This is a genomic window from Amycolatopsis sp. NBC_01480, assembly GCF_036227205.1.
In the GTDB taxonomy this organism is placed as follows: domain Bacteria; phylum Actinomycetota; class Actinomycetes; order Mycobacteriales; family Pseudonocardiaceae; genus Amycolatopsis.
The window spans coordinates 3,978,962-3,999,323 of record NZ_CP109442.1; the positions used below are offsets into that span (position 1 = coordinate 3,978,962).

Genomic DNA, 20,362 nt, shown 5'->3' on the forward strand with positions numbered 1-20,362 from the left:
TCCGTCTGTGCGTCGGGCGCGACACGCCCGACCGCGTGGACCGGGGACAGGGCCGTTGAACTGCTGAAACCGGGGCTCAGGCCCGGGTTGACCAGACAAGCGGCACGAGACGACGAAGGAACGAGCAGCCACCATGGCGGGACAGAAGATCCGCATCCGGCTCAAGGCCTACGACCACGAGGCGATCGACACCTCGGCGCGCAAGATCGTGGAGACGGTCACGCGCACCGGCGCCCGTGTTGTCGGGCCGGTGCCGCTGCCCACCGAGAAGAACGTTTACTGCGTCATCCGCTCGCCGCACAAGTACAAGGACTCGCGCGAGCACTTCGAGATGCGCACGCACAAGCGTCTGATCGACATCCTCGACCCGACGCCGAAGACGGTCGACGCGCTCATGCGCATCGACCTGCCGGCGAGCGTCGACGTCAACATCCAGTAAGCGTTGGGCGAGCGGCGGAGATAGAGAAACTCATGTCTGACAGGCAGATGAAGGGCATCCTGGGCACCAAGCTCGGCATGACCCAGGTCTTCGACGAGCAGAACCGGATCGTTCCGGTCACCGTCGTGAAGGCCGGCCCGAACGTGGTGACCCAGGTTCGGACCCATGACAAGGACGGCTACGGGGCCGTGCAGCTGGCGTTCGGCGCGGTCGACCCGCGCCGGGTGAACAAGCCGCGCACCGGCCACTTCGACAAGGCGGGCGTGACCCCCCGACGGTTCCTCGCGGAGCTGCGTACCACCGACGCTGAGACCTACGAGGTCGGCCAGGAGATCACCGCCGAGGTGTTCGCCGCCGGCGTCGAGGTCGACGTCACCGGTACCAGCAAGGGCAAGGGCTACGCGGGTGTCATGAAGCGCCACGGCTTCAAGGGCCAGGGCGCGAGCCACGGTGCCCAGGCCGTGCACCGCAAGCCGGGCTCCATCGGTGGCTGTGCCACCCCCGGCCGCGTCTTCAAGGGCCTGCGCATGGCGGGCCGGATGGGCAACGACCGGGTCACCACGCAGAACCTGACCGTGCACGCCGTGCGTGCCGAGGACGGCCTGCTGCTGATCAAGGGCGCGGTGCCCGGTCCCAAGGGCGGCCTGCTGTTCGTTCGCAGCGCCGCGAAGGGTGGTATCACCGAATGACGAACGTCGAGCTGAAGACCCCGGCCGGTAAAGCCGACGGCACCGTGGAGCTCCCCGAGGAGATCTTCGATGTGCAGGCCAACGTCGCGCTGATGCACCAGGTGGTGGTGGCCCAGCTGGCCGCCGCGCGCCAGGGCACGCACGACACGAAGACCCGTGGTGAGGTCTCCGGTGGCGGCAAGAAGCCGTACCGGCAGAAGGGCACCGGTCGCGCCCGTCAGGGTTCGACCCGCGCGCCGCAGTTCAACGGCGGTGGCGTCGTCCACGGCCCCACGCCGCGCGACTACTCGCAGCGCACCCCGAAGAAGATGAAGGCCGCCGCCCTCCGCGGTGCCCTCTCGGACCGGGCGCGCGCCGGGCAGCTGCACGTGGTGACCGAGCTGGTCGGTGGCGAGAAGCCCTCGACCAAGGCCGCCAAGAACGCCATCGCCGCGGTGACGCAGGCGAAGCGCGTTCTCGTGGTGCTGCACCGCGACGACGAGCTCAGCTGGGTTTCCCTGCGGAACCTGGAGCAGGTCCACCTGATCTGGGCGGACCAGCTCAACACCTACGACGTGCTGGTCAACGACGACGTCGTGTTCACCAAGGCCGCGTACGACGCGTTCGTCGCCGGCCCCGTCCGGGGCAAGGGCGCGAAGGCGACCGCACGGTCGAGCGAGGTTTCGGAAGGGAGTGACGAGCAGTGAGTTCGGTCGCCATTGCCGACCCCCGCGACATCTTGCTCGCGCCGGTCATCTCCGAGAAGTCCTACGGGCTGCTCGAGGACCACAAGTACACGTTCATCGTCCGTCCGGACGCCAACAAGACCCAGATCAAGATCGCGGTCGAGAAGGTGTTCGGCGTCAAGGTGGTCAGCGTCAACACGGCCAACCGTCAGGGCAAGCGGAAGCGGACTCGCGCAGGCTTCGGCAAGCGCAAGGACACCAAGCGCGCCATCGTGACTCTTTCGCCTGAGAGCAAGGCGATCGAGATCTTCGGCGGACCCACCGCGTAAAGGACTGAGCTGACATGGGCATCCGCAAGTACAAGCCGACGACCCCGGGTCGTCGCGGTTCCAGCGTCTCGGACTTCGCCGAGATCACCCGGTCCACGCCGGAGAAGTCGCTGCTGCGTCCGCTGAGCGGCTCGGGCGGCCGTAACTCGTCCGGCAAGATCACCACCCGGCACAAGGGTGGCGGCCACAAGCGCGCTTACCGCGTCATCGACTTCCGTCGCAATGACAAGGACGGCGTGCCGGCCAAGGTCGCGCACATCGAGTACGACCCCAACCGCACCGCGCGCATCGCGCTCCTGCACTACGCCGACGGCGAGAAGCGCTACATCATCGCGCCGGAGAAGCTGAAGCAGGGCGACACCGTCGAGAACGGCCCGCGCGCCGACATCAAGCCGGGCAACAACCTGCCGCTGCGCAACATCCCGGTCGGCACCGTGGTGCACGCGATCGAGCTCCGCCCCGGTGGCGGCGCGAAGATGGCGCGCTCCGCCGGCGCCAAGGTGCAGCTGGTGGCCAAGGACGGGCCTTACGCCCAGCTCCGGCTGCCGTCGGGCGAGATCCGCAACGTCGACGTGCGCAACCGCGCCACGATCGGCGAGGTGGGCAACGCCGACCACGCCAACATCAACTGGGGCAAGGCCGGGCGTAACCGCTGGCGCGGCAAGCGCCCCACCGTCCGTGGTGTCGTGATGAACCCGGTCGACCACCCGCACGGTGGCGGTGAGGGCAAGACCTCCGGTGGTCGCCACCCGGTCAACCCGAACGGCAAGCCCGAGGGTCGCACCCGTCGCCGCAAGGCGAGTGACTCGATGATCGTCCGCCGCCGGCGTACCGGCAAGAACAAGCGCTGAGCAGGGAGGTAGAAGAACATGCCACGCAGCCTTAAGAAGGGCCCCTTCGTGGACGACCACCTGCTCAAGAAGGTGGACGCGCTCAACGAGGCCAACAAGAAGACCGTGATCAAGACCTGGTCGCGTCGCTCCACGATCATCCCGGACTTCCTGGGACACACGATCGCGGTGCACGACGGCCGCAAGCACGTGCCGGTCTTCGTCACCGAGGCCATGGTGGGTCACAAGCTGGGCGAGTTCGCCCCGACGCGGACCTTCAAGGGCCACATCAAGGACGACCGCAAGTCGCGCCGCCGCTGAGCGGGCACGAGACAAGACAAGGGAAGTAGCGATGAACGCCCAGAACGACGCGACGGTCGAGGCTCTGCCTACGGCTTACGCGCGGGCTCGCTTCGTCCGGGACTCGCCGACCAAGGTGCGCCGGGTGATCGAGCTCATCAAGGGACGTAGCGCCGCCGACGCCTTGGCCGTGCTCCGGTTCGCCCCCCAGGCGGCCAGCGAGCCGGTCGCGAAGGTGCTCGCCAGTGCCGTGGCCAATGCCGAGAACAATCTTCAGCTTGACCCGGAGACGCTCTGGATCAAGAACGCGTACGCCGACGAGGGCCCGACCCTCAAGCGCATCCGGCCGCGGGCCCAGGGCCGTGCGTACCGGATCCGCAAGCGGACCAGCCACATCACCGTCGAGGTGGAGTCGCGGCCGAAGGCCGACGTGAAGAAGGCGCAGAGCAAGAAGAAGGCAGGTGGCCGGTAGTGGGCCAGAAGATCAACCCGCACGGCTTCCGCCTGGGTATCACCACGGACTGGAAGTCGCGTTGGTACGCCGACAAGCAGTACGCGGAGTACGTGGCCGAGGACGTCAAGATCCGGAAGCTGCTCTCCACCGGCATGGAGCGCGCCGGCATCTCCAAGGTCGAGATCGAGCGCACCCGTGACCGGGTCCGCGTCGACATCCACACCGCCCGGCCGGGCATCGTCATCGGCCGCCGCGGCGCGGAGGCCGACCGGATCCGCGGCGCGCTGGAGAAGCTGACCGCCAAGCAGGTGCAGCTGAACATCCTCGAGGTCAAGAACCCCGAGGCCGACGCCCAGCTCGTTGCGCAGGGTGTCGCGGAGCAGCTGTCCAACCGCGTGGCGTTCCGCCGCGCGATGCGCAAGGCGATCCAGACCTCCATGCGCTCGCCGCAGGTCAAGGGCATTCGCGTGCAGTGCGGCGGTCGTCTCGGCGGTGCCGAGATGTCCCGTTCCGAGCACTACCGCGACGGCCGGGTCCCGCTGCACACGCTGCGCGCCGACATCGACTACGGCTTCTTCGAGGCCAAGACGACGTTCGGCCGCATCGGCGTGAAGGTGTGGATCTACAAGGGGGAGCTGGTCGGTGGCCTCAAGGCCCGCGAGGCGCGCGACGCCGCCGCGGCTGCCGAGCGGGCCCCCCGCCGCGACCGCGGTGACCGTCCGTCCCGCCCGCGTCGTTCCGGCGCGTCGGGCACGACGGCGACCTCGACCGAAGCCGCCCGGGCCGCTGCCCGGGAGGCGGAGACCACCGCCGCTGCTGCCAAGAGCGACGCCGCGACCGAGGCGGCCCCGGCTGCCGAGACCGCAGAAAAGACGGAGGGCTGAGACGTGCTCATCCCGCGCAGGGTCAAGCACCGGAAGCAGCACTCCCCGAAGCGCCACGGCGCCGCCAAGGGCGGTACGAAGGTCAGCTTCGGCGAGTTCGGCATCCAGGCGCTTGAGCACAGCTACGTGACGAACCGGCAGATCGAGTCCGCTCGTATCGCCATGACCCGTCACATCAAGCGTGGTGGCAAGGTGTGGACGACCATCTACCCGGACCGCCCGCTGACCAAGAAGCCGGCGGAGACCCGCATGGGTTCCGGTAAGGGTTCGCCCGAGTGGTGGATCGCCAACGTGAAGCCGGGCCGCGTGATGTTCGAGATCAGCTTCCCGAACGAGGAGACCGCCCGCGAGGCGCTCCGTCGCGCGATCCACAAGCTGCCCATGAAGTGCCGCATCGTGACCCGTGAAGGTGGTGAGTTCTGATGGCTAACGGAGCCGCTCAGGCATCGGAGCTTCGTGAGCTCACCGCGGAAGAGCTCGTGCTGCGTCTGAAGGAGTTCAAGGAGGAGCTGTTCAACCTCCGCTTCCAGATGGCGACCGGGCAGCTGGACAACAACCGTCGGCTGCGCACCGTCCGCACGGACATCGCGCGGATCTACACGGTCATGCGCGAGCGTGAACTCGGCCTGTCCGTCGCGCCCGACGCCGAGAGTGAAGGTGCCGCATGAGCGAGCCGACGACCGAGAAGACCGTCCGCAACGACCGCAAGGTCCGCGAGGGCTACGTCGTCTCGGACAAGATGGACAAGACGATCGTGGTCGAGCTCGAGGACCGCAAGAAGCACCCGCGTTACTCGAAGGTTCTCCGCAGCACCACCAAGGTCAAGGTGCACGACGAGAACAACGAGGCGGGCGTCGGCGACCGGGTCACCCTGATGGAGACCCGTCCGCTGTCGGCCGCGAAGCGCTGGCGCCTCGTGCAGGTCGTTGAGAAGGCCAAGTAAGCAGGGCTCTTCGGAGTCCTTGGTTCCGCAAGGCTCGTGCTGTCTGAGACAGGCGAGAACCGGCGCGACATACAGGAGTTGACGTGATCCAGCAGGAGTCGCGGCTACGAGTCGCCGACAACACCGGTGCGAAGGAGATCCTTTGCATCCGGGTGCTCGGCGGTTCCGGGCGGCGCTACGCGGGCATCGGCGACATCATCGTCGCCACCGTGAAGGACGCCATCCCGGCTGCCGGGGTGAAGAAGGGCGATGTCGTCAAGGCGGTCATCGTCCGCACGGTCAAGGAGCGGCGTCGTCCGGACGGCTCCTACATCCGCTTCGACGAGAACGCCGCTGTCCTCATCAAGAGCGACAACGAGCCCCGGGGCACTCGCATCTTCGGCCCGGTGGGCCGCGAGCTGCGCGACCGAAAGTTCATGAAGATCATTTCGCTCGCGCCGGAGGTGTTGTAGAGCATGAAGGTGAAGAAGGGCGACACGGTCGTCGTCATCGCCGGCAAGGACAAGGGCGCCAAGGGCAAGGTCATCCAGGCCTACCCCGAGCGTGAGCGTGTGCTGGTCGAGGGCGTGAACCGGATCAAGAAGCACACTCGGATCACCCAGACCCAGCGTGGTGCGCAGTCCGGTGGCATCGTCACCCAGGAAGCGCCCATCCACGTGTCGAACGTGATGGTCGTGGACTCGGACGGCAAGCCGGCCCGTGTGGGCTACCGCTTCGGCGAGGACGGCAAGAAGGTCCGGGTCTCGCGCCGGAACGGTAAGGACATCTGATCATGACCACCGCAGAGAAGATGGTTCCGCGTCTGAAGACCCGGTACCGCGAAGAGATCAAGGGCGAGCTCCAGAAGGAGTTCACCATCGCCAACGTGCACCAGATTCCCGGCGTCGTGAAGGTCGTCGTGAACATGGGTGTCGGCGACGCCGCCCGCGACAGCAAGCTGATCGACGGCGCGGTCCGTGACCTCGCCGCGATCACCGGCCAGAAGCCCGAGGTCCGCAAGGCCCGCAAGTCCATCGCGCAGTTCAAGCTGCGTGAGGGCCAGCCGATCGGTGCGCGCGTCACGCTGCGCGGCGACCGGATGTGGGAGTTCCTCGACCGGCTGCTGACCATCGCGCTCCCGCGTATCCGCGACTTCCGCGGCCTCTCGGGCAAGCAGTTCGACGGCAACGGCAACTACACGTTCGGTCTCAACGAGCAGTCGATGTTCCACGAGATCAACCCCGACGACATCGACCGCCCCCGCGGCATGGACGTCACCGTCGTCACCACCGCCACCACCGACGACGAGGGCCGGGCGCTGCTGCGCAAGCTCGGCTTCCCGTTCAAGGAGAACTGAGCCGATGGCCAAGAAAGCGCTAGTCCACAAGGCCTCGAAGAAGCCGAAGTTCGCGGTGCGCGGCTACACCCGCTGCCAGCGATGCGGCCGGCCGCACTCGGTGTATCGCAAGTTCGGGCTCTGCCGGATCTGCCTCCGGGAGATGGCGCACGCGGGCGAACTGCCCGGCGTCCACAAGTCCAGCTGGTAAGGCTCGAAACTATTTCCCAGTTCGCCACAGGCCCCGCCCGCTCTGCTTCCGGGACAACCCGGACGCAGGGGGCGGGGAACCAGGCGAGAAAGGTTGACAGGTCACCATGACGATGACCGACCCCATCGCAGACTTCTTGACCCGTCTGCGTAACGCGAACTCGGCGTACCACGACGAGGTCGTGCTTCCCCACTCGAAGATCAAGGCGAACATCGCCGAGATCCTCAAGCGCGAGGGCTACATCGCGAGCTACCGCGACGAGCCGGGCGAGAAGCACAAGAACCTCGTGGTGGAGCTGAAGTACGGCCCCAACCGCGAGCGGAGCATCGCCGGCCTCCGGCGCGTCTCCAAGCCCGGTCTGCGGGTCTACGCAAAATCGACCGAACTGCCGTCCGTTCTCGGTGGCCTCGGCGTCGCGATCATCTCGACGTCGTCCGGGCTCCAGACCGACCGTCAGGCCAAGCGCAACAGCGTGGGCGGCGAAGTCCTCGCCTACGTCTGGTAAGGAAGGGGGTACAGGCATGTCTCGTATCGGTAAGCTGCCGGTCGCCGTCCCTTCCGGGGTCGAGGTGACCATCAACGGTCAGCACATTCAGGTCAAGGGGCCCAAGGGCACCCTGGAGCACACCATCGCCGAGCCGATCATCGTCGAGCGCGATGAAGACGGCACGCTGCTGGTGAAGCGTCCGGACGACGAGCGCACGAGCCGGGCCCTGCACGGGCTCACCCGCACCCTGGTGAACAACCTGGTGGTGGGTGTGACCGCGGGCTACGAGAAGAAGCTCGAGATCCACGGCGTCGGTTACCGTGTGCAGGCCAAGGGAGCGGACCTCGAGTTCGCCCTCGGCTTCAGCCACCCGGTGAAGATCGAGGCCCCGGAGGGCATCACCTTCAAGGTGGAGACCCCGACCCGGTTCTCGGTGTCCGGCATCGACAAGCAGAAGGTCGGCCAGATCTCGGCCGTCATCCGCAAGTTGCGCCGCCCCGACCCCTACAAGGGCAAGGGCCTGCGCTACGAGGGTGAGAAGATCCGCCGCAAGGTCGGAAAGACGGGTAAGTGATCATGAGCGACACGACTACGACGAAGCGCAAGCCGGTCGGCAAGGACATCTCGACCCGCCGCCGCGTCGCCAAGACCCGTCGGCACTTCCGCCTTCGCAAGAAGGTCAACGGCACCCCGGCGCGGCCGCGCCTGGTCGTCAAGCGCTCCTCGCGGCACATCGCCGTGCAGGTGATCGACGACCTCGCCGGCCACACCCTGGTTTCGGCGTCCACCCTCGAGGCGGACGTGCGGACGACCGAGGGCGACAAGAAGGCCAAGGCCGCGAAGGTCGGCCAGCTGGTCGCCGCCCGGGCCAAGGACGCCGGCATCTCGGCTGTGGTGTTCGACCGTGGCGGCAACGCCTACCACGGCCGCATCGCCGCGCTCGCCGACGCCGCGCGCGAGGCGGGGCTGGAGTTCTGATGCACATGCTCGTTAATGGAAGGAAAGCCTGATGCCGGGACGTACACGGCAATTCGGCGGCGGCCAGGGCGGACCGGGCGGACAGGGCGGCAACGACCGCAATGAACGCCGCGGTGGCGGCCGGGACCGGCGCGACAGTGGCCGTGGCGGGGCCGGCCAGGACAAGACCCCGCACCTCGAGAAGGTCGTGACGATCAACCGCGTCGCCAAGGTCGTCAAGGGTGGTCGTCGCTTCAGCTTCACCGCCCTCGTCGTCGTCGGTGACGGCGACGGTCAGGTCGGCGTCGGCTACGGCAAGGCCAAGGAAGTTCCCGCGGCCATCGCCAAGGGCGTCGAAGAGGCGAAGAAGAACTTCTTCCGCGTGCCTCGCGTCGCCGGCACGATTCCCCACCCGATCCAGGGTGAGGCGTCCGCCGGGGTCGTGCTGCTCCGCCCGGCGTCCGCCGGTACCGGTGTCATCGCCGGTGGCCCGGTGCGCGCGGTGCTGGAGTGCGCGGGCGTCCACGACGTGCTGTCGAAGTCGCTCGGCTCCGACAACGCGATCAACATCGTGCACGCGACCGTGGCGGCCCTCAAGGGCCTGCAGCGTCCCGAAGAGGTCGCGGCCCGCCGCGGCCTGCCGCTCGAGGACGTCGCCCCGGCCCGGATGCTGCGCCAGCGCGCGGGCCAGGGGGTCTGACATGGCTCAGCTGAAGGTCACCCAGGTCAAGAGCAAGATCGGCACGAAGCACGCTCACCGCGAATCGCTGCGCACCCTCGGGCTGCACAAGATTCGCCAGTCGACTGTGCGTGAAGACACCCCCGAGGTGCGCGGCCTGATCCGGGCCGTCCGCCACCTCGTGGTGGTCGAGGAGGTCCAGTCATGACCGCCATCAAGATCCACCACCTCCGTCCCGCCCCCGGTGCGAAGCGCGAGAAGATGCGCGTCGGCCGTGGTGAGGGCTCGAAGGGCAAGACCGCCGGCCGCGGTACCAAGGGCACCAAGGCCCGGAAGAACGTGCCGGCCGGCTTCGAGGGTGGGCAGATGCCCATCCACATGCGGCTGCCGAAGCTGCGTGGCTTCAAGAACCGCTTCCGCACCGAGTACCAGCCGGTGAACGTGGGCGACATCGCCCGCGTCTTCCCGGACGGTGGCAAGGTCGGCGTCGAGGAGCTGGTCGCGGGCGGGCTCGTCCGCAAGGGCCAGCTCGTCAAGGTCCTCGGCAACGGCGACCTGAACGGCGTCAAGCTCGACGTCACGGCCGACGGTTTCTCCGGCTCTGCCAAGGAGAAGCTCGAAGCCGCCGGTGGCACCGCCACCACCAACTGACGCACCACCCGACGATGGCCCGTCCGGCACCTGCCGGGCGGGCCATCGTGCTGTCCGCCGAGAGTGTTCGCAACGGGCGAAAACGCTTGGGGGAGCGGCAAAGCACGTCCGGAAAGCGACCTCCGGCCGGGGCCGAACAGGTGATCATCTCCGCCTGCGAACGGCCCAACCTGCGCCTCTGCGCCAGGCCCCCGGACGGTGCCCGGACGGAAAACGCACACACACTGCGGACACGCCCGGTGAAGCTGTTAGAGTCGGCGACACGCTTCGGGACCAGTGTGCCCTGAGGCGTTCCTGGCTTTACCGCCAGTGAGCTGTGTTCCCGCCGGTCCTGTACCGGCCAAGCCGATCGTCGGTAGGACAGCCGACGACGCCGAGGAGGTCCCCCGCGTGCTCAGCGCCTTCCGCTCGGCTCTCGCGACGCCGGATCTACGCAAGAAGATCCTGTTCACGCTAGCCATCGTCGCGGTCTACCGGATCGGTGCCGCCATTCCGGCACCCGGGATCTCGTTCTCCGCAGTCCAGGCCTGTAGCTCTCAGGCGGACCAGCAAGGCGTCTACCAGCTGCTGAACCTGTTCAGCGGCGGGGCGCTGCTGCAGCTGTCGCTGTTCTCGACCGGCATCATGCCGTACATCACGGCGAGCATCATCATCCAGCTGCTCACCGTGGTCATCCCGCGGTTCGAGGAGCTGAAGAAGGAAGGCCAGTCCGGCCAGAACAAGCTGACGCAGTACACCCGGTACCTGACGATCGCGCTGGCGATCCTGCAGGCCACCGGCGTCGTCGCGCTGGCCGACCGCGGCACCCTGTTCCAGGGCTGCCAGCAGCACATCATCCCGGACAACAGCGTCTACTCGCTGGCGATCATCGTCTGCACGATGACCGCGGGCACCGCCGTGATGATGTGGCTGGGCGAGCTGATCACCGAGCGCGGCGTCGGCAACGGCATGTCCGTGCTGATCTTCCTGAACATCGCGGCCCGCATCCCGTCCGAGGGCGCCAACATCCTGAGCAACGGCGGCGGCGTCGCCCTGGTCATGATCTGCATCTTCGGCCTGGTGATCATCGCCAGCGTCATCTTCGTGGAACAGGGCCAGCGCCGGATCCCGGTGCAGTACGCCAAGCGCATGGTCGGCCGCCGGATGTACGGCGGCACCTCGACCTACCTGCCGATCAAGGTGAACCAGGCCGGTGTCATCCCGGTCATCTTCGCCTCGTCGCTGCTCTACCTGCCGCAGCTGCTCAGCCAGCTCATCGGCGACCCGAACAGCAACTCCGGCTGGCAGTCCTTCATCCAGAACTTCGTGGTCAACCAGAGCAGCTGGGTGCACGTCCTGCTCTACTTCGCGCTGATCATCTTCTTCACGTACTTCTACATCACGATCACGTTCAACGTGGACGAGCGTGCGGACGAGATGAAGAAGTTCGGCGGCTTCATCCCGGGCATCCGCCCCGGGCGTCCCACCGCGGAATACCTGAGCTACGTCCTCGGCCGGATCACCCTGCCGGGCTCGCTCTACCTGGGCATCATCGCGATCCTCCCGAACTTCTTCCTGTCCCTCACCGGCAGCGGGAACAATCAGAACTTCCCGTTCGGTGGCACGGCTGTGCTGATCATGGTGGGTGTCGGCCTCGACACCGTCAAGCAGATCGAAAGCCAGCTGATGCAGCGCAACTACGAAGGGTTCTTGAAGTGACGCGCCTGGTTCTCGTGGGCCCGCCCGGAGCGGGCAAAGGTACGCAGGCCATCGCCCTGTCCGAGCAGCTGCGGATCCCGCACATCTCGACCGGCGACCTGTTCCGCGCGCACGTCGGCCAGGAGACCCCGCTCGGCCAGGAGGCCAAGCGGTACCTGGACTCCGGCGAGCTGGTGCCGGACTCGGTGACGAACGAAATGGTGCGCGAGCGCCTGGCCGAGCCGGACGCCAAGGCCGGCTTCCTGCTCGACGGCTTCCCCCGCAACACCAAGCAGGCCGACGTGCTCGGTGAGATCCTCGCCGAGTCGGACCTCAAGCTCGACGCCGTGATCCAGCTCCAGGTGCCGGAGGACGTGGTGGTGGGCCGGCTGATGGCCCGCGGCCGCGCGGACGACACCGAAGACGTGATCCGCCGCCGCCAGCAGATCTACGTGTCGGAGACCGCGCCGCTGCTGGAGTACTACGCCGACATCCTGATCAGCGTGGACGGAGTCGGCGAGGTCGACGAGATCTCGGACCGCGTGCTGAAAGCGCTGCGCGACCGCACGTGAATCTCGGAGGATTGCGTGTTCTGCAAGTGCTCCGCCGTGGGCGCATGATCGAGGTCAAGACGCCGGGCGAGCTGCAGGCGATGCGGGCGGCCGGGCTGGTCGTCGCGAAGACGCTGGCCGCCGTCCGGGCCAAGGCGCGGGCCGGGGTCAGCACTGCCGAGCTGGACGAGCTGGCCGAGCAGACCATCCGTGACGCCGGCGCGGTGCCCTCCTTCAAGGGCTACCACGGGTTCCCGGCGTCCATCTGCGCGTCGGTGAACGAGCAGATCGTGCATGGCATCCCGTCGGGCAAGCAGGTGCTCGCCGAGGGCGACCTGATCTCCGTGGACTGCGGCGCGATCCTCGAGGGCTGGCACGGCGACTCCGCCGTGACGCTGGCCATCGGCGAGGTCGGCGAGAAGGACCTGGCGCTGTCCGCCTCCACCGAGCAGGCCATGTGGGCCGGCATCAAGGCGGTCCGGGCGGGCGCGCGGCTCACCGACATCTCGTTCGCGGTGCAGACCGCGGCCGAGCAGGCGGGCCGCGAGCACGGCATCGAGTACGGCCAGATCGTCGAGTACGGCGGCCACGGCATCGGCCGCCAGATGCACATGGACCCGTTCCTGCCGAACGTCGGCAAGCCCGGCAAGGGCCCGCGGCTCAAGGTCGGCATGGCGCTCGCGATCGAGCCCATGCTCACCGGCGGCAGCGGCGAGACGGTGGAGCTCGAGGACGGCTGGACCGTGGTCACCGCCGACGGCTCCCGGGCCGCGCACTGGGAGCACACCGTCGCGATCACCGAAGACGGCCCCTGGGTGCTCACCGCCCCCGAAGAGGACTGACCCGGCATCGGAGCGCTGCTCCGAACGGGCGGTTTCCCTCACCTGACCAGGTGTTTCCCCAGGTCGGGCCATTTTCCGGCATACTGGAGCCGAGGCGCACCGGCGCCGACTTGTAGCACAGTTACCCCCCGTTTGGGGACGCGACACGTGTTGCGTACACTGTCAAGTCGGCGTACTCATCGCGCCGGTTCCAGCGCGCTCGTGAATCTCGCGGTCAATGGAGTCGGGGTGGAGTGTGCCGGAGCACCACCCAGGTAAGCAAGGACTCGAGCTCAACCGATCACGCTGTGTGCATCAAGCGTGCATTCAGGGATTGCGGAGGACATGGCTAAGAAAGACGGGGCCATCGAGGTCGAAGGCCGCGTAGTCGAGCCGCTCCCCAACGCGATGTTCCGCGTCGAGTTGGAGAACGGCCACAAGGTTCTTGCCCACATCAGCGGCAAGATGCGGCAGCACTACATCCGCATCCTGCCCGAGGACAGGGTTGTCGTGGAGCTCTCGCCCTACGACTTGTCTCGTGGTCGCATCGTCTACCGCTACAAGTGATCACGAAGAGCTGAGAAGAAGCAGGAGAGCAGGAGACGTGAAGGTCCAGCCGAGCGTCAAGAAGATCTGCGACAAGTGCAAGGTGATCCGCCGCCACGGCCGGATCATGGTGATCTGCGAGAACCTGCGTCACAAGCAGCGTCAGGGCTGACCACAGCACTTTCGACCAGAGTGGCTTGACGGCTACACACCCTCCCCGCACCTGCCGGGCCGCGCGAGCGGTCCGGTTCACCCCCGGACTTCAGGCCGGGGCCGGGACACCCGGAGCGCAAGCTCCGGGCACGACAGGCGAGTCGGTTCCGGAACCGGACGGGGAGAAGACCTGGAGACGAAACCGAAGAAGGAGCATCAGCGCCAATGGCACGACTCGCTGGCGTCGACCTCCCCCGCGAAAAGCGGTTGGAGATCGCGCTGACCTACATCTACGGCATCGGCCGTACGCGCTCCAAGCAGATGATCGCCGCCGCCGAGCTGAACGCGGACACCCGCGTGAAGGACCTCAGCGACGACGACCTCATCAAGCTGCGCGAGTACATCGACGAGAACTTCAAGGTCGAGGGTGACCTTCGCCGTGAGGTGAACGCCGACATCCGTCGCAAGATCGAGATCGGCACCTACCAGGGCCTGCGCTGGCGTCGTGGTCTGCCCGTCCGCGGTCAGCGGACCAAGACCAACGCCCGCACCCGCAAGGGTCCGAAGAAGACGGTCGCCGGCAAGAAGAAGGCTGGCAAGAAGTGAGCGTCCAGGGCAAGAAGGTCGTGCAGATGCGTGGCGGCAACCGCCACAGCGCGGCTTGTGTCTCGCCCAAGGCGCTCTACGCCCGCCCGATGGCGCTGCGCAACCTGTACACCGACGCCGGGTCCATCATCCGGCGCGGTCAGCACGAAGCAGCCGCCGCTCACCTTCAGAACGCGCGTTAACAGGAGAACCCTCAAAACATGCCACCGAAGTCCCGCACTGCGGCAGGGACCAAGAAGGTCCGCCGTAAGGAAAAGAAGAACATCGCGCACGGTCACGCGCACATCAAGAGCACCTTCAACAACACCATCGTCTCGATCACGGACCCGACCGGTGCCGTGATCGCGTGGGCGTCGAGTGGTCACGTGGGCTTCAAGGGCTCGCGTAAGTCCACCCCGTTCGCCGCGCAGATGGCCGCCGAGTCCGCCGCCCGCAAGGCGGCCGAGCACGGCATGAAGAAGGTCGACGTGTTCGTGAAGGGTCCCGGCTCCGGCCGCGAGACCGCGATCCGTTCGCTGCAGGCCGCCGGCCTCGAGGTCGGCACCATCCAGGACGTGACCCCGCAGCCTCACAACGGCTGCCGCCCGCCCAAGCGGCGCCGGGTCTGAGGAACGGGGAGGAGTAAGAAGAAATGGCTCGTTACACCGGCCCCGCGACGCGTATTTCGCGTCGCCTGAAGGTTGACCTCATCGGCGGCGACCAGGCTTTCGAGCGTCGCCCCTATCCGCCCGGCCAGCACGGCCGCGGCCGGATCAAGGAGTCCGAGTACCTCCTGCAGTCGCAGGAGAAGCAGAAGGCTCGCTACACCTACGGCGTGCTTGAGCGCCAGTTCGTCCGGTACTACAAGGAGGCCGTGCGGCGTCCGGGTAAGACCGGCGAGGTGCTGCTGCAGATCCTCGAGTCCCGGCTGGACAACGTGATCTACCGCGCCGGCATCGCCCGCACCCGCCGTCAGGCGCGGCAGCTGGTGAGCCACGGCCACTTCCTGGTCAACGGCGTCAAGGTCAACGTGCCCTCCTACCAGGTCTCCAAGTGGGACATCATCGACGTGCGGCCGAAGTCGTTCGCGATGCTGCCCTTCGTGGTGGCCAAGGAGTCCTTCGGCGAGCGCCCGATCCCGGCGTGGCTGCAGGTCGTCCCGTCCAACCTCCGCGTGCTGGTCCACCAGCTCCCGGAGCGCGCGCAGATCGATGTTCCGGTTCAGGAACAGCTGATCGTCGAGCTCTACTCGAAGTAGTCCGGCCCCGGTCGGACCACGGGCGGCGGCGCCCAGAGTGCGCCGCCGCCAACGCCATCCCTTCGACGTCATATGGCGGGCGTCGTCTGGAAAGGAACAAGGAACAATGCTGATTTCCCAGCGGCCGGCTCTCGGCGAAGAGACGGTCAACGAGACCCGCTCCCGGTTCACCATCGAACCGCTGGAGCCCGGCTTCGGCTACACGCTCGGCAACTCGCTGCGGCGCACGCTGCTGTCGTCCATCCCGGGCGCGGCCGTGACGAGCATCCGCATCGACGGCGTGCTGCACGAGTTCACCACCGTCCCGGGGGTGAAGGAGGACGTCACCGACATCATCCTGAACCTCAAGGAGCTGGTCGTGTCCTCGGAAGAGGACGAGCCGGTCACCATGTACCTGCGCAAGCAGGGCCCCGGTGAGGTCACGGCTGCCGACATCGTGCCGCCCGCGGGCGTCACCGTGCACAACCCGGACCTGCACATCGCGTCGCTGAACGGCAAGGGCAAGCTCGAGATCGAGCTCGTCGTCGAGCGCGGCCGCGGTTACGTTCCGGCCCTGCAGAACAAGCAGGCGGGCGCGGAGATCGGCCGGATCCCGGTCGACTCCATCTACTCGCCGGTGCTGAAGGTGACCTACAAGGTGGAGGCCACCCGTGTCGAGCAGCGCACCGACTTCGACAAGCTGATCCTGGACGTCGAGACGAAGCCGTCGATCACGCCGCGCGACGCGGTGGCGTCGTCCGGCAAGACGCTGGTGGAGCTGTTCGGCCTCGCCCGCGAGCTGAACGTCGACGCGGAGGGCATCGAGATCGGCCCGTCGCCGCAGGAGGCGGACACCATCGCCGCCTACGCGATGCCGATCGAGGACCTGGACCTCACCGTCCGGTCGTACAACTGCCTCAAGCGCGAGGGCATCCACACGGTGGGCGAGCTGGTCTCGCGCAGCGAGGCGGACCTGCTCGACATCCGCAACTTCGGCGCCAAGTCGATCGACGAGGTCAAGCTGAAGCTGGTCGGTCTCGGCCTGGCGCTCAAGGACAGCCCGCCCGGGTTCGACCCGACCCAGGCGGCCACCAGCTACGACGGTGAGGGCTGGTCGGAGAGCGTCACCGGCATCGGTGGCGGGATTTCGGACGAGGGCCACGACGATGGCCAGGACTACGCAGAGACCGAGCAGCTCTGAGGCTTCACGCCTGGACGCTGTGAGCTGAACTAGGAGAAACGATGCCCACCCCTACCAAGGGAGCCCGGCTCGGCGGGTCCGCCGCGCACGAGCGGCTGATCCTGGCCAATCTGGCCACGCAGCTGTTCGAGCACGGCAAGATCACGACGACCGAGGCGAAGGCCCGCCGGGTGCGCCCGCTGGCCGAGAAGCTGATCACCAAGGCGAAGCGGGGCGACCTGCACAACCGCCGTCAGGTGCAGCGCGTCGTCCGTGACAAGGACGTCGTCCACAAGCTGTTCGCCGAGATCGGCCCGCACTTCTCGGAGCGCGCCGGCGGTTACACCCGCATCACCAAGACGGTGCCGCGCAAGGGCGACAACGCCCCGATGGCGGTCATCGAACTGGTCGCGGAGCAGACCGTGACGTCGGAGGCCGAGCGGGCTCGCAAGACGAAGTTCGCGAAGGACGAGGCCGCTCAGGCCGTCGAGGCCGCCCCGGTCGCCGAGGAGACCACTGAGGTCGCCGAGACTGCCGAGGCCGCCACCGAAGAGACGACCGAGACCGAAGCCTCGGCTTCGGACGAGGCCGCCGCCTCGGACGACGCGGACGCCAAGAAGGACTGAAGTCCTGACGGCACAGTCGACACCGGACGAGCCCGCCACTCCCCACGGGGAGGGCGGGCTCGTTCGTCTGCGCCTGGATGTGAGCTACGACGGCACGGACTTCTCGGGCTGGGCCCGGCAGCCGGGCCGTCGCACCGTCCAGGGCGTGCTGGAGGAGGCGTTGCAGCGGCAGCCTCCGGGTGCCGCGGTGCCGAAGTCGGTGGTCGTGGCGGGCCGCACGGACGCCGGGGTGCACGCGACCGGGCAGGTCGTGCACGTCGACGTCGAGCCGCTGCCGCCGGCCACCGCCGCCCGGATTCCCGTGGACGCCAAGGGAATCCCGGACCTGACCCGGATGACGGGCCGCTGGAACCGGCTGCTGAACGGTGACGCGAGGGTGCTGCGCGCGCAGGTGGCCGCGCCGGGCTTCGACGCCCGCTTCTCCGCCATCCGGCGGCACTACCGCTATCGGGTCTCCGACGCTCCCTGGGGCGTGGACCCGTTGCGCCGCAACGACACTCTCGCGTGGGGTCGTCCACTGTCGACGGACGCGATGAACGAGGCCGCGCAGGCCCTGCTGGGGCTGCAGGACTTCGCCGCGTACTGCAAGCAGCGCGAGGGCGGCACCACGATCCGCGAGCTGCAGCGGCTCGTCTGGCAGCGCGTGGACGAGCACCTGGTCGAGGTCGAGGTCTCGGCCGACGCCTTCTGCCACTCGATGGTCCGCAGCCTGGTGGGCGCCCTCCTGTTGGTCGGCGACGGCCGCCGCGGTGGCGACTGGCCCGCCGAAGTCCTCGCGAGCGGCGTCCGGGACAGCGCCGTCGCGCCGGCCCACGGGCTCACCTTGACGGCCGTGGACTACCCGCCGGACGCGGAGCTGGCCGCGCGCGCGGAGCAGACGCGGAACGTGCGAACCTCGTCCTGACAACGAAAAGCGGGTGGGCCCCTTGAGGACCCACCCGCTTTTCCGTGTCCGGAAGTTTGCCCGAAAGGGCTCAGTCGCCGCGGCGGACCGGGCCGAGCAGCTGCTGCTCCTTCTGCGTGGTGACCAGGCGCAGCGGCCGCCACAGATTGCGGCCCAGCGCCACCACCTGGTCGTCCTTCAGCGTGGTCAGCTGGCGCATCATCTGCGGCGGCAGGCGCCAGATGCGGGCGGCCAGCTCGGCCTGACCGGCGGGCAGCCGCTGCATCAGCACGAGGTCGGCGGCGTTCGCCGTGGCGCCGGCCTGCGGGTGCAGGTACGGCAGCACGTACACGGTGGTCTGCCAGGACGAGCGCGGCGGGAACAGGTCCTGCGGCGTCGGCCCGCCGTCGGTGACGACCAGCAGCGGCGCGTCCTCCGACGGGCGCGGCAGCTCGACCGGCGACAGGCGGCGGATCTGCACCAGCGGGGAGGGCCGCCCGTCGCGGTCGCCCGCGGCCTGGGGGAGCACCTGCCAGGCCGCCGGACGCCCGGTGGCCACGACCACCCAGGCGCCGACGGCCATCGCGCGCATGGCCACCTGGCGGGCCAGGTAGAGCCCGCCGACGAGCACGATGCGGGTCGGGGTGGAGCGCAGTGCCGAGATGGTCAGCGGCTCGCCCTTGAGGCCCGAGCCGAGCACGATGCCGCCGCGGTCGCCCGAGGGGCTGATCGCGTCGAGCATCGCGGGGTCGACGGTGAACTCCGGCGCCACGCCGGCGTTCTGCCCGGCGTCGCGAAGGCGGGTACTCATGCCGTGCCTCCGATCGGCAGCGTCGCGGCGAAGGCCGAGATCTGCAGGCCCCGCAACGGCGTCAGGTCCACGCCCAGCCGTTCCGAGATGGTCTTCAACCGCTGGTCCGCGACGTCCAGCTCACGCGGGTTGCGCGCGCTGATGCGGACGACGCCGCGCAGCCCGATCCGGCCCTCGTCGGCCGCGGGCGAGATCGACATGGCGACCGTCGCCGAGAGCGCCCGGACGCTGGTGAGCGCGTTCAGGCTGCCGCTGATCTTGCCCTTCGGCCAGCCGGTGATGGCGTAGCTGGAGTGCCCGATGCCGGCCGCGGTGACGCCGGTCCAGCTCTCCTGCAGCGTGACCTTCGACGGCGAGCCGGCGACCGCGGTCAGCTCGGCCGCGGAGATGCTGGAGCGCAACAGCTCGTCCGGGTCCAGCGGCCGCGTCGGCACGCCCTGCGACTCCAGCGCGTTGCGCACGCGGGACATCGCGCCGATCAGCGCGCGGTGGGCGCCGACGACGCCGCCGCCACGCTCCCGGATCGCCGCCGGGCAGCGCCGCGGGTCGAGCCGGATCGCGATCCACGTGGTCCGCCGGGCCGCCGCGGGCAGCGGGCCGAGCACCTCCATGTACGAGCTGAGCGCCGGCGAGTCCGACGGCAGGGCCGCGGAGCCGGGGTAGCTGTGCCAGATCATCTGGATCGAGTCGAGGACCACGCCGCGGTCTTCGAGGCACGGGGCGAGCGAGGACAGCGGCAGGCTCGGCGCGCCGCCGGCCTGCGTGATCAGCGCGGGCGCCGGCTCGACGAGCAGCACGGCCGTCCAAGTGCCGTCGTTCCAGGCCATGCCGACCTGCTGGCGTTCGTGGTCGACACCGTGTGCCACAACGAGATCCGGCACGGCGAGGCGCAGCAGGTTCACCCGCGCGTCGTCCGGGCCGGTGACCGCGTTGTCCTCGCCCTCGGCCGCCAGCGCCTCGAGGCTGCTCGGCGGCGGCGGAGTCGCGACGCGGTCGTGCGAACGGAACCGGTAGCGCATGGTCAGGCCGAGCCACTGGGTGAACCAGCGCCCGCCCCAGCGCAGGAACGCGAAGATCAGGGCGAGCGCCGCGATGCCGATCGCCACGTACTTGAGCGACATGTTGATCGCGAGCAGCACCAGCCCGATCGCCACGCCGACTTCGAGCAGCACGAGGTTCGCCACCGGCAGCGGGCCGAGGCTGATGCCGCCGGAGCGACGGCGTGAGGGCGGGGCCATCCGGGCCGTGGACGCCGCGCTCGGCTGAGGCGCGTCACCGGGGCCGTCCGAGCCCTGGCCGCCGGAGCCGCCAGGACCACCTGGGCCACCCGGTCCGCCCGGGCCGCCGGGACCACCAGAGCCGCCGCCGGGACCGCCGGGTCCACCAGGACCGCCGGGGCCATTGGGCCCACCAGGACCACTCGGTCCGCCGGGGCCACCGCCAGGTCCGCCGGGACCCT

General features: G+C 68.5%; 35 protein-coding genes. 33 read left to right on the forward strand and 2 right to left on the reverse strand.

Going from position 1 to position 20,362, the window contains the following annotated elements; genetic code table 11:
• The first annotated feature begins 133 nt into the window (after positions 1–133).
• From rpsJ to truA, 33 genes are all read left to right on the forward strand, one after another.
• Positions 134–439 carry a 30S ribosomal protein S10 gene (gene rpsJ, locus OG371_RS19090; protein WP_003102098.1) on the forward strand — a complete coding sequence of 102 codons (306 nt, stop codon included), beginning with the start codon at positions 134–136 and terminating at the stop codon, positions 437–439.
• Between the two features lie 32 nt (positions 440–471).
• Positions 472–1,128 (forward strand): 50S ribosomal protein L3, encoded by a 657-nt coding sequence (gene rplC / locus OG371_RS19095; RefSeq protein ID WP_091618494.1) that lies wholly within the window; start codon positions 472–474, stop codon positions 1,126–1,128.
• Positions 1,125–1,814 carry a 50S ribosomal protein L4 gene (gene rplD / locus OG371_RS19100; RefSeq protein WP_329071067.1) on the forward strand — a complete coding sequence of 230 codons (690 nt, stop codon included), beginning with the start codon at positions 1,125–1,127 and terminating at the stop codon, positions 1,812–1,814. Before rplC ends, rplD begins: the two co-directional genes overlap by 4 nt.
• On the forward strand, positions 1,811–2,122 hold the full coding sequence (rplW, locus tag OG371_RS19105) for a 50S ribosomal protein L23 (protein ID WP_091618496.1): 312 nt from the start codon (positions 1,811–1,813) through the stop codon (positions 2,120–2,122). Before rplD ends, rplW begins: the two co-directional genes overlap by 4 nt.
• Positions 2,123–2,136: 14 nt before the next feature.
• Positions 2,137–2,973 (forward strand): 50S ribosomal protein L2, encoded by an 837-nt coding sequence (gene rplB, locus OG371_RS19110; RefSeq protein ID WP_091618497.1) that lies wholly within the window; start codon positions 2,137–2,139, stop codon positions 2,971–2,973.
• 18 nt (positions 2,974–2,991) lie between these two features.
• On the forward strand, positions 2,992–3,273 hold the full coding sequence (rpsS, locus tag OG371_RS19115) for a 30S ribosomal protein S19 (protein ID WP_153035997.1): 282 nt from the start codon (positions 2,992–2,994) through the stop codon (positions 3,271–3,273).
• 31 nt (positions 3,274–3,304) lie between these two features.
• Positions 3,305–3,724: a 50S ribosomal protein L22 gene (gene rplV, locus OG371_RS19120; RefSeq protein ID WP_091618499.1), complete on the forward strand. Its 420-nt coding sequence runs from the start codon at positions 3,305–3,307 to the stop codon at positions 3,722–3,724.
• Positions 3,724–4,590 carry a 30S ribosomal protein S3 gene (gene rpsC, locus OG371_RS19125; protein WP_329071070.1) on the forward strand — a complete coding sequence of 289 codons (867 nt, stop codon included), beginning with the start codon at positions 3,724–3,726 and terminating at the stop codon, positions 4,588–4,590. The genes rplV and rpsC overlap by 1 nt, the downstream gene beginning before the upstream one ends.
• Positions 4,591–4,593: 3 nt before the next feature.
• Positions 4,594–5,013: a 50S ribosomal protein L16 gene (gene rplP / locus OG371_RS19130; RefSeq protein WP_091618501.1), complete on the forward strand. Its 420-nt coding sequence runs from the start codon at positions 4,594–4,596 to the stop codon at positions 5,011–5,013.
• Complete coding sequence (rpmC, locus tag OG371_RS19135) at positions 5,013–5,258, forward strand: 50S ribosomal protein L29 (protein ID WP_091618502.1); 246 nt, start codon at positions 5,013–5,015, stop codon at positions 5,256–5,258. The genes rplP and rpmC overlap by 1 nt, the downstream gene beginning before the upstream one ends.
• A complete protein-coding gene (gene rpsQ / locus OG371_RS19140; protein ID WP_329071073.1) occupies positions 5,255–5,533 on the forward strand; it encodes a 30S ribosomal protein S17 in 279 nt (92 codons plus the stop codon). Before rpmC ends, rpsQ begins: the two co-directional genes overlap by 4 nt.
• A gap of 83 nt (positions 5,534–5,616) precedes the next feature.
• Positions 5,617–5,985: a 50S ribosomal protein L14 gene (gene rplN / locus OG371_RS19145; RefSeq protein WP_091618504.1), complete on the forward strand. Its 369-nt coding sequence runs from the start codon at positions 5,617–5,619 to the stop codon at positions 5,983–5,985.
• A 3-nt stretch (positions 5,986–5,988) separates the two neighbouring features.
• Positions 5,989–6,303, forward strand: a complete 315-nt coding sequence (gene rplX / locus OG371_RS19150; protein WP_091618505.1) for a 50S ribosomal protein L24 — start codon at positions 5,989–5,991, stop codon at positions 6,301–6,303.
• Between the two features lie 2 nt (positions 6,304–6,305).
• On the forward strand, positions 6,306–6,869 hold the full coding sequence (rplE, locus tag OG371_RS19155; protein WP_328606200.1) for a 50S ribosomal protein L5: 564 nt from the start codon (positions 6,306–6,308) through the stop codon (positions 6,867–6,869).
• Positions 6,870–6,873: 4 nt separating this feature from the next.
• Entirely contained in the window at positions 6,874–7,059 is a 186-nt protein-coding gene (locus OG371_RS19160; protein WP_091618510.1) for a type Z 30S ribosomal protein S14, read from the forward strand.
• A 106-nt stretch (positions 7,060–7,165) separates the two neighbouring features.
• Entirely contained in the window at positions 7,166–7,564 is a 399-nt protein-coding gene (rpsH, locus tag OG371_RS19165) for a 30S ribosomal protein S8 (RefSeq protein ID WP_076163008.1), read from the forward strand.
• Between the two features lie 16 nt (positions 7,565–7,580).
• Positions 7,581–8,120, forward strand: coding sequence for a 50S ribosomal protein L6 (gene rplF / locus OG371_RS19170; protein ID WP_329071077.1), 540 nt, complete (start codon positions 7,581–7,583; stop codon positions 8,118–8,120).
• A gap of 2 nt (positions 8,121–8,122) precedes the next feature.
• Positions 8,123–8,524 (forward strand): 50S ribosomal protein L18, encoded by a 402-nt coding sequence (gene rplR, locus OG371_RS19175; RefSeq protein ID WP_329071079.1) that lies wholly within the window; start codon positions 8,123–8,125, stop codon positions 8,522–8,524.
• Positions 8,525–8,555: 31 nt separating this feature from the next.
• Positions 8,556–9,203: a 30S ribosomal protein S5 gene (gene rpsE / locus OG371_RS19180; RefSeq protein WP_329071082.1), complete on the forward strand. Its 648-nt coding sequence runs from the start codon at positions 8,556–8,558 to the stop codon at positions 9,201–9,203.
• Between the two features lies 1 nt (position 9,204).
• Positions 9,205–9,390, forward strand: a complete 186-nt coding sequence (gene rpmD, locus OG371_RS19185; RefSeq protein WP_329071084.1) for a 50S ribosomal protein L30 — start codon at positions 9,205–9,207, stop codon at positions 9,388–9,390.
• On the forward strand, positions 9,387–9,833 hold the full coding sequence (gene rplO / locus OG371_RS19190; protein WP_091618520.1) for a 50S ribosomal protein L15: 447 nt from the start codon (positions 9,387–9,389) through the stop codon (positions 9,831–9,833). The genes rpmD and rplO overlap by 4 nt, the downstream gene beginning before the upstream one ends.
• A 390-nt stretch (positions 9,834–10,223) precedes the next feature.
• Positions 10,224–11,531 carry a preprotein translocase subunit SecY gene (secY, locus tag OG371_RS19195; protein WP_329071087.1) on the forward strand — a complete coding sequence of 436 codons (1,308 nt, stop codon included), beginning with the start codon at positions 10,224–10,226 and terminating at the stop codon, positions 11,529–11,531.
• Positions 11,528–12,082 (forward strand): adenylate kinase, encoded by a 555-nt coding sequence (locus OG371_RS19200; protein WP_329071089.1) that lies wholly within the window; start codon positions 11,528–11,530, stop codon positions 12,080–12,082. The genes secY and OG371_RS19200 overlap by 4 nt, the downstream gene beginning before the upstream one ends.
• Positions 12,083–12,126: 44 nt before the next feature.
• Positions 12,127–12,903 (forward strand): type I methionyl aminopeptidase, encoded by a 777-nt coding sequence (map, locus tag OG371_RS19205; RefSeq protein WP_329071091.1) that lies wholly within the window; start codon positions 12,127–12,129, stop codon positions 12,901–12,903.
• A 324-nt stretch (positions 12,904–13,227) separates the two neighbouring features.
• A complete protein-coding gene (gene infA / locus OG371_RS19210) occupies positions 13,228–13,449 on the forward strand; it encodes a translation initiation factor IF-1 (RefSeq protein ID WP_004558881.1) in 222 nt (73 codons plus the stop codon).
• Positions 13,450–13,486: 37 nt separating this feature from the next.
• Positions 13,487–13,600, forward strand: a complete 114-nt coding sequence (gene rpmJ / locus OG371_RS19215; protein WP_004558882.1) for a 50S ribosomal protein L36 — start codon at positions 13,487–13,489, stop codon at positions 13,598–13,600.
• A 206-nt stretch (positions 13,601–13,806) separates the two neighbouring features.
• Positions 13,807–14,187: a 30S ribosomal protein S13 gene (gene rpsM, locus OG371_RS19220; RefSeq protein ID WP_220246095.1), complete on the forward strand. Its 381-nt coding sequence runs from the start codon at positions 13,807–13,809 to the stop codon at positions 14,185–14,187.
• Positions 14,184–14,369, forward strand: a complete 186-nt coding sequence (locus OG371_RS19225) for a hypothetical protein (RefSeq protein ID WP_091618528.1) — start codon at positions 14,184–14,186, stop codon at positions 14,367–14,369. The genes rpsM and OG371_RS19225 overlap by 4 nt, the downstream gene beginning before the upstream one ends.
• A gap of 18 nt (positions 14,370–14,387) precedes the next feature.
• A complete protein-coding gene (rpsK, locus tag OG371_RS19230; protein WP_091618530.1) occupies positions 14,388–14,795 on the forward strand; it encodes a 30S ribosomal protein S11 in 408 nt (135 codons plus the stop codon).
• Between the two features lie 23 nt (positions 14,796–14,818).
• The gene (rpsD, locus tag OG371_RS19235; RefSeq protein WP_091618532.1) at positions 14,819–15,424 is read left to right on the forward strand and encodes a 30S ribosomal protein S4; all 606 of its coding nucleotides are present in this window, start codon (positions 14,819–14,821) and stop codon (positions 15,422–15,424) included.
• A 106-nt stretch (positions 15,425–15,530) separates the two neighbouring features.
• Positions 15,531–16,604 carry a DNA-directed RNA polymerase subunit alpha gene (locus tag OG371_RS19240; protein WP_329071098.1) on the forward strand — a complete coding sequence of 358 codons (1,074 nt, stop codon included), beginning with the start codon at positions 15,531–15,533 and terminating at the stop codon, positions 16,602–16,604.
• 41 nt (positions 16,605–16,645) lie between these two features.
• Complete coding sequence (gene rplQ / locus OG371_RS19245; protein WP_329071100.1) at positions 16,646–17,209, forward strand: 50S ribosomal protein L17; 564 nt, start codon at positions 16,646–16,648, stop codon at positions 17,207–17,209.
• A gap of 73 nt (positions 17,210–17,282) precedes the next feature.
• Positions 17,283–18,113, forward strand: a complete 831-nt coding sequence (gene truA / locus OG371_RS19250) for a tRNA pseudouridine(38-40) synthase TruA (RefSeq protein WP_329073172.1) — start codon at positions 17,283–17,285, stop codon at positions 18,111–18,113.
• Between the two features lie 70 nt (positions 18,114–18,183).
• Here the strand turns inward: truA and OG371_RS19255 are convergent, their stop codons facing one another.
• Together OG371_RS19255 and eccE are read right to left on the reverse strand one after the other, a co-directional pair.
• Positions 18,184–18,903 (reverse strand): hypothetical protein, encoded by a 720-nt coding sequence (locus OG371_RS19255; RefSeq protein WP_329071102.1) that lies wholly within the window; start codon positions 18,901–18,903, stop codon positions 18,184–18,186.
• Entirely contained in the window at positions 18,900–20,141 is a 1,242-nt protein-coding gene (gene eccE, locus OG371_RS19260) for a type VII secretion protein EccE (protein ID WP_329071104.1), read from the reverse strand. The genes OG371_RS19255 and eccE overlap by 4 nt, the downstream gene beginning before the upstream one ends.
• Positions 20,142–20,362: the final 221 nt, after the last annotated feature.

Coding starts and splice junctions, on each gene's coding strand:
- rpsJ (WP_003102098.1), top strand. CDS start 134: ATGGCGGGACAGAAGATCCGCATCCGGCTCAAGGCCTACGACCACGAG.
- rplC (WP_091618494.1), top strand. CDS start 472: ATGTCTGACAGGCAGATGAAGGGCATCCTGGGCACCAAGCTCGGCATG.
- rplD (WP_329071067.1), top strand. CDS start 1,125: ATGACGAACGTCGAGCTGAAGACCCCGGCCGGTAAAGCCGACGGCACC.
- rplB (WP_091618497.1), top strand. CDS start 2,137: ATGGGCATCCGCAAGTACAAGCCGACGACCCCGGGTCGTCGCGGTTCC.
- rpsS (WP_153035997.1), top strand. CDS start 2,992: ATGCCACGCAGCCTTAAGAAGGGCCCCTTCGTGGACGACCACCTGCTC.
- rplV (WP_091618499.1), top strand. CDS start 3,305: ATGAACGCCCAGAACGACGCGACGGTCGAGGCTCTGCCTACGGCTTAC.
- rpmC (WP_091618502.1), top strand. CDS start 5,013: ATGGCTAACGGAGCCGCTCAGGCATCGGAGCTTCGTGAGCTCACCGCG.
- rpsQ (WP_329071073.1), top strand. CDS start 5,255: ATGAGCGAGCCGACGACCGAGAAGACCGTCCGCAACGACCGCAAGGTC.
- rplX (WP_091618505.1), top strand. CDS start 5,989: ATGAAGGTGAAGAAGGGCGACACGGTCGTCGTCATCGCCGGCAAGGAC.
- rplE (WP_328606200.1), top strand. CDS start 6,306: ATGACCACCGCAGAGAAGATGGTTCCGCGTCTGAAGACCCGGTACCGC.
- OG371_RS19160 (WP_091618510.1), top strand. CDS start 6,874: ATGGCCAAGAAAGCGCTAGTCCACAAGGCCTCGAAGAAGCCGAAGTTC.
- rpsH (WP_076163008.1), top strand. CDS start 7,166: ATGACGATGACCGACCCCATCGCAGACTTCTTGACCCGTCTGCGTAAC.
- rplF (WP_329071077.1), top strand. CDS start 7,581: ATGTCTCGTATCGGTAAGCTGCCGGTCGCCGTCCCTTCCGGGGTCGAG.
- rplR (WP_329071079.1), top strand. CDS start 8,123: ATGAGCGACACGACTACGACGAAGCGCAAGCCGGTCGGCAAGGACATC.
- rpsE (WP_329071082.1), top strand. CDS start 8,556: ATGCCGGGACGTACACGGCAATTCGGCGGCGGCCAGGGCGGACCGGGC.
- rpmD (WP_329071084.1), top strand. CDS start 9,205: ATGGCTCAGCTGAAGGTCACCCAGGTCAAGAGCAAGATCGGCACGAAG.
- rplO (WP_091618520.1), top strand. CDS start 9,387: ATGACCGCCATCAAGATCCACCACCTCCGTCCCGCCCCCGGTGCGAAG.
- map (WP_329071091.1), top strand. CDS start 12,127: ATGATCGAGGTCAAGACGCCGGGCGAGCTGCAGGCGATGCGGGCGGCC.
- infA (WP_004558881.1), top strand. CDS start 13,228: ATGGCTAAGAAAGACGGGGCCATCGAGGTCGAAGGCCGCGTAGTCGAG.
- rpsM (WP_220246095.1), top strand. CDS start 13,807: ATGGCACGACTCGCTGGCGTCGACCTCCCCCGCGAAAAGCGGTTGGAG.
- rpsK (WP_091618530.1), top strand. CDS start 14,388: ATGCCACCGAAGTCCCGCACTGCGGCAGGGACCAAGAAGGTCCGCCGT.
- rpsD (WP_091618532.1), top strand. CDS start 14,819: ATGGCTCGTTACACCGGCCCCGCGACGCGTATTTCGCGTCGCCTGAAG.
- OG371_RS19240 (WP_329071098.1), top strand. CDS start 15,531: ATGCTGATTTCCCAGCGGCCGGCTCTCGGCGAAGAGACGGTCAACGAG.
- rplQ (WP_329071100.1), top strand. CDS start 16,646: ATGCCCACCCCTACCAAGGGAGCCCGGCTCGGCGGGTCCGCCGCGCAC.
- OG371_RS19255 (WP_329071102.1), bottom strand. CDS start 18,903: ATGAGTACCCGCCTTCGCGACGCCGGGCAGAACGCCGGCGTGGCGCCG.
- eccE (WP_329071104.1), bottom strand. CDS start 20,141: ATGGCCCCGCCCTCACGCCGTCGCTCCGGCGGCATCAGCCTCGGCCCG.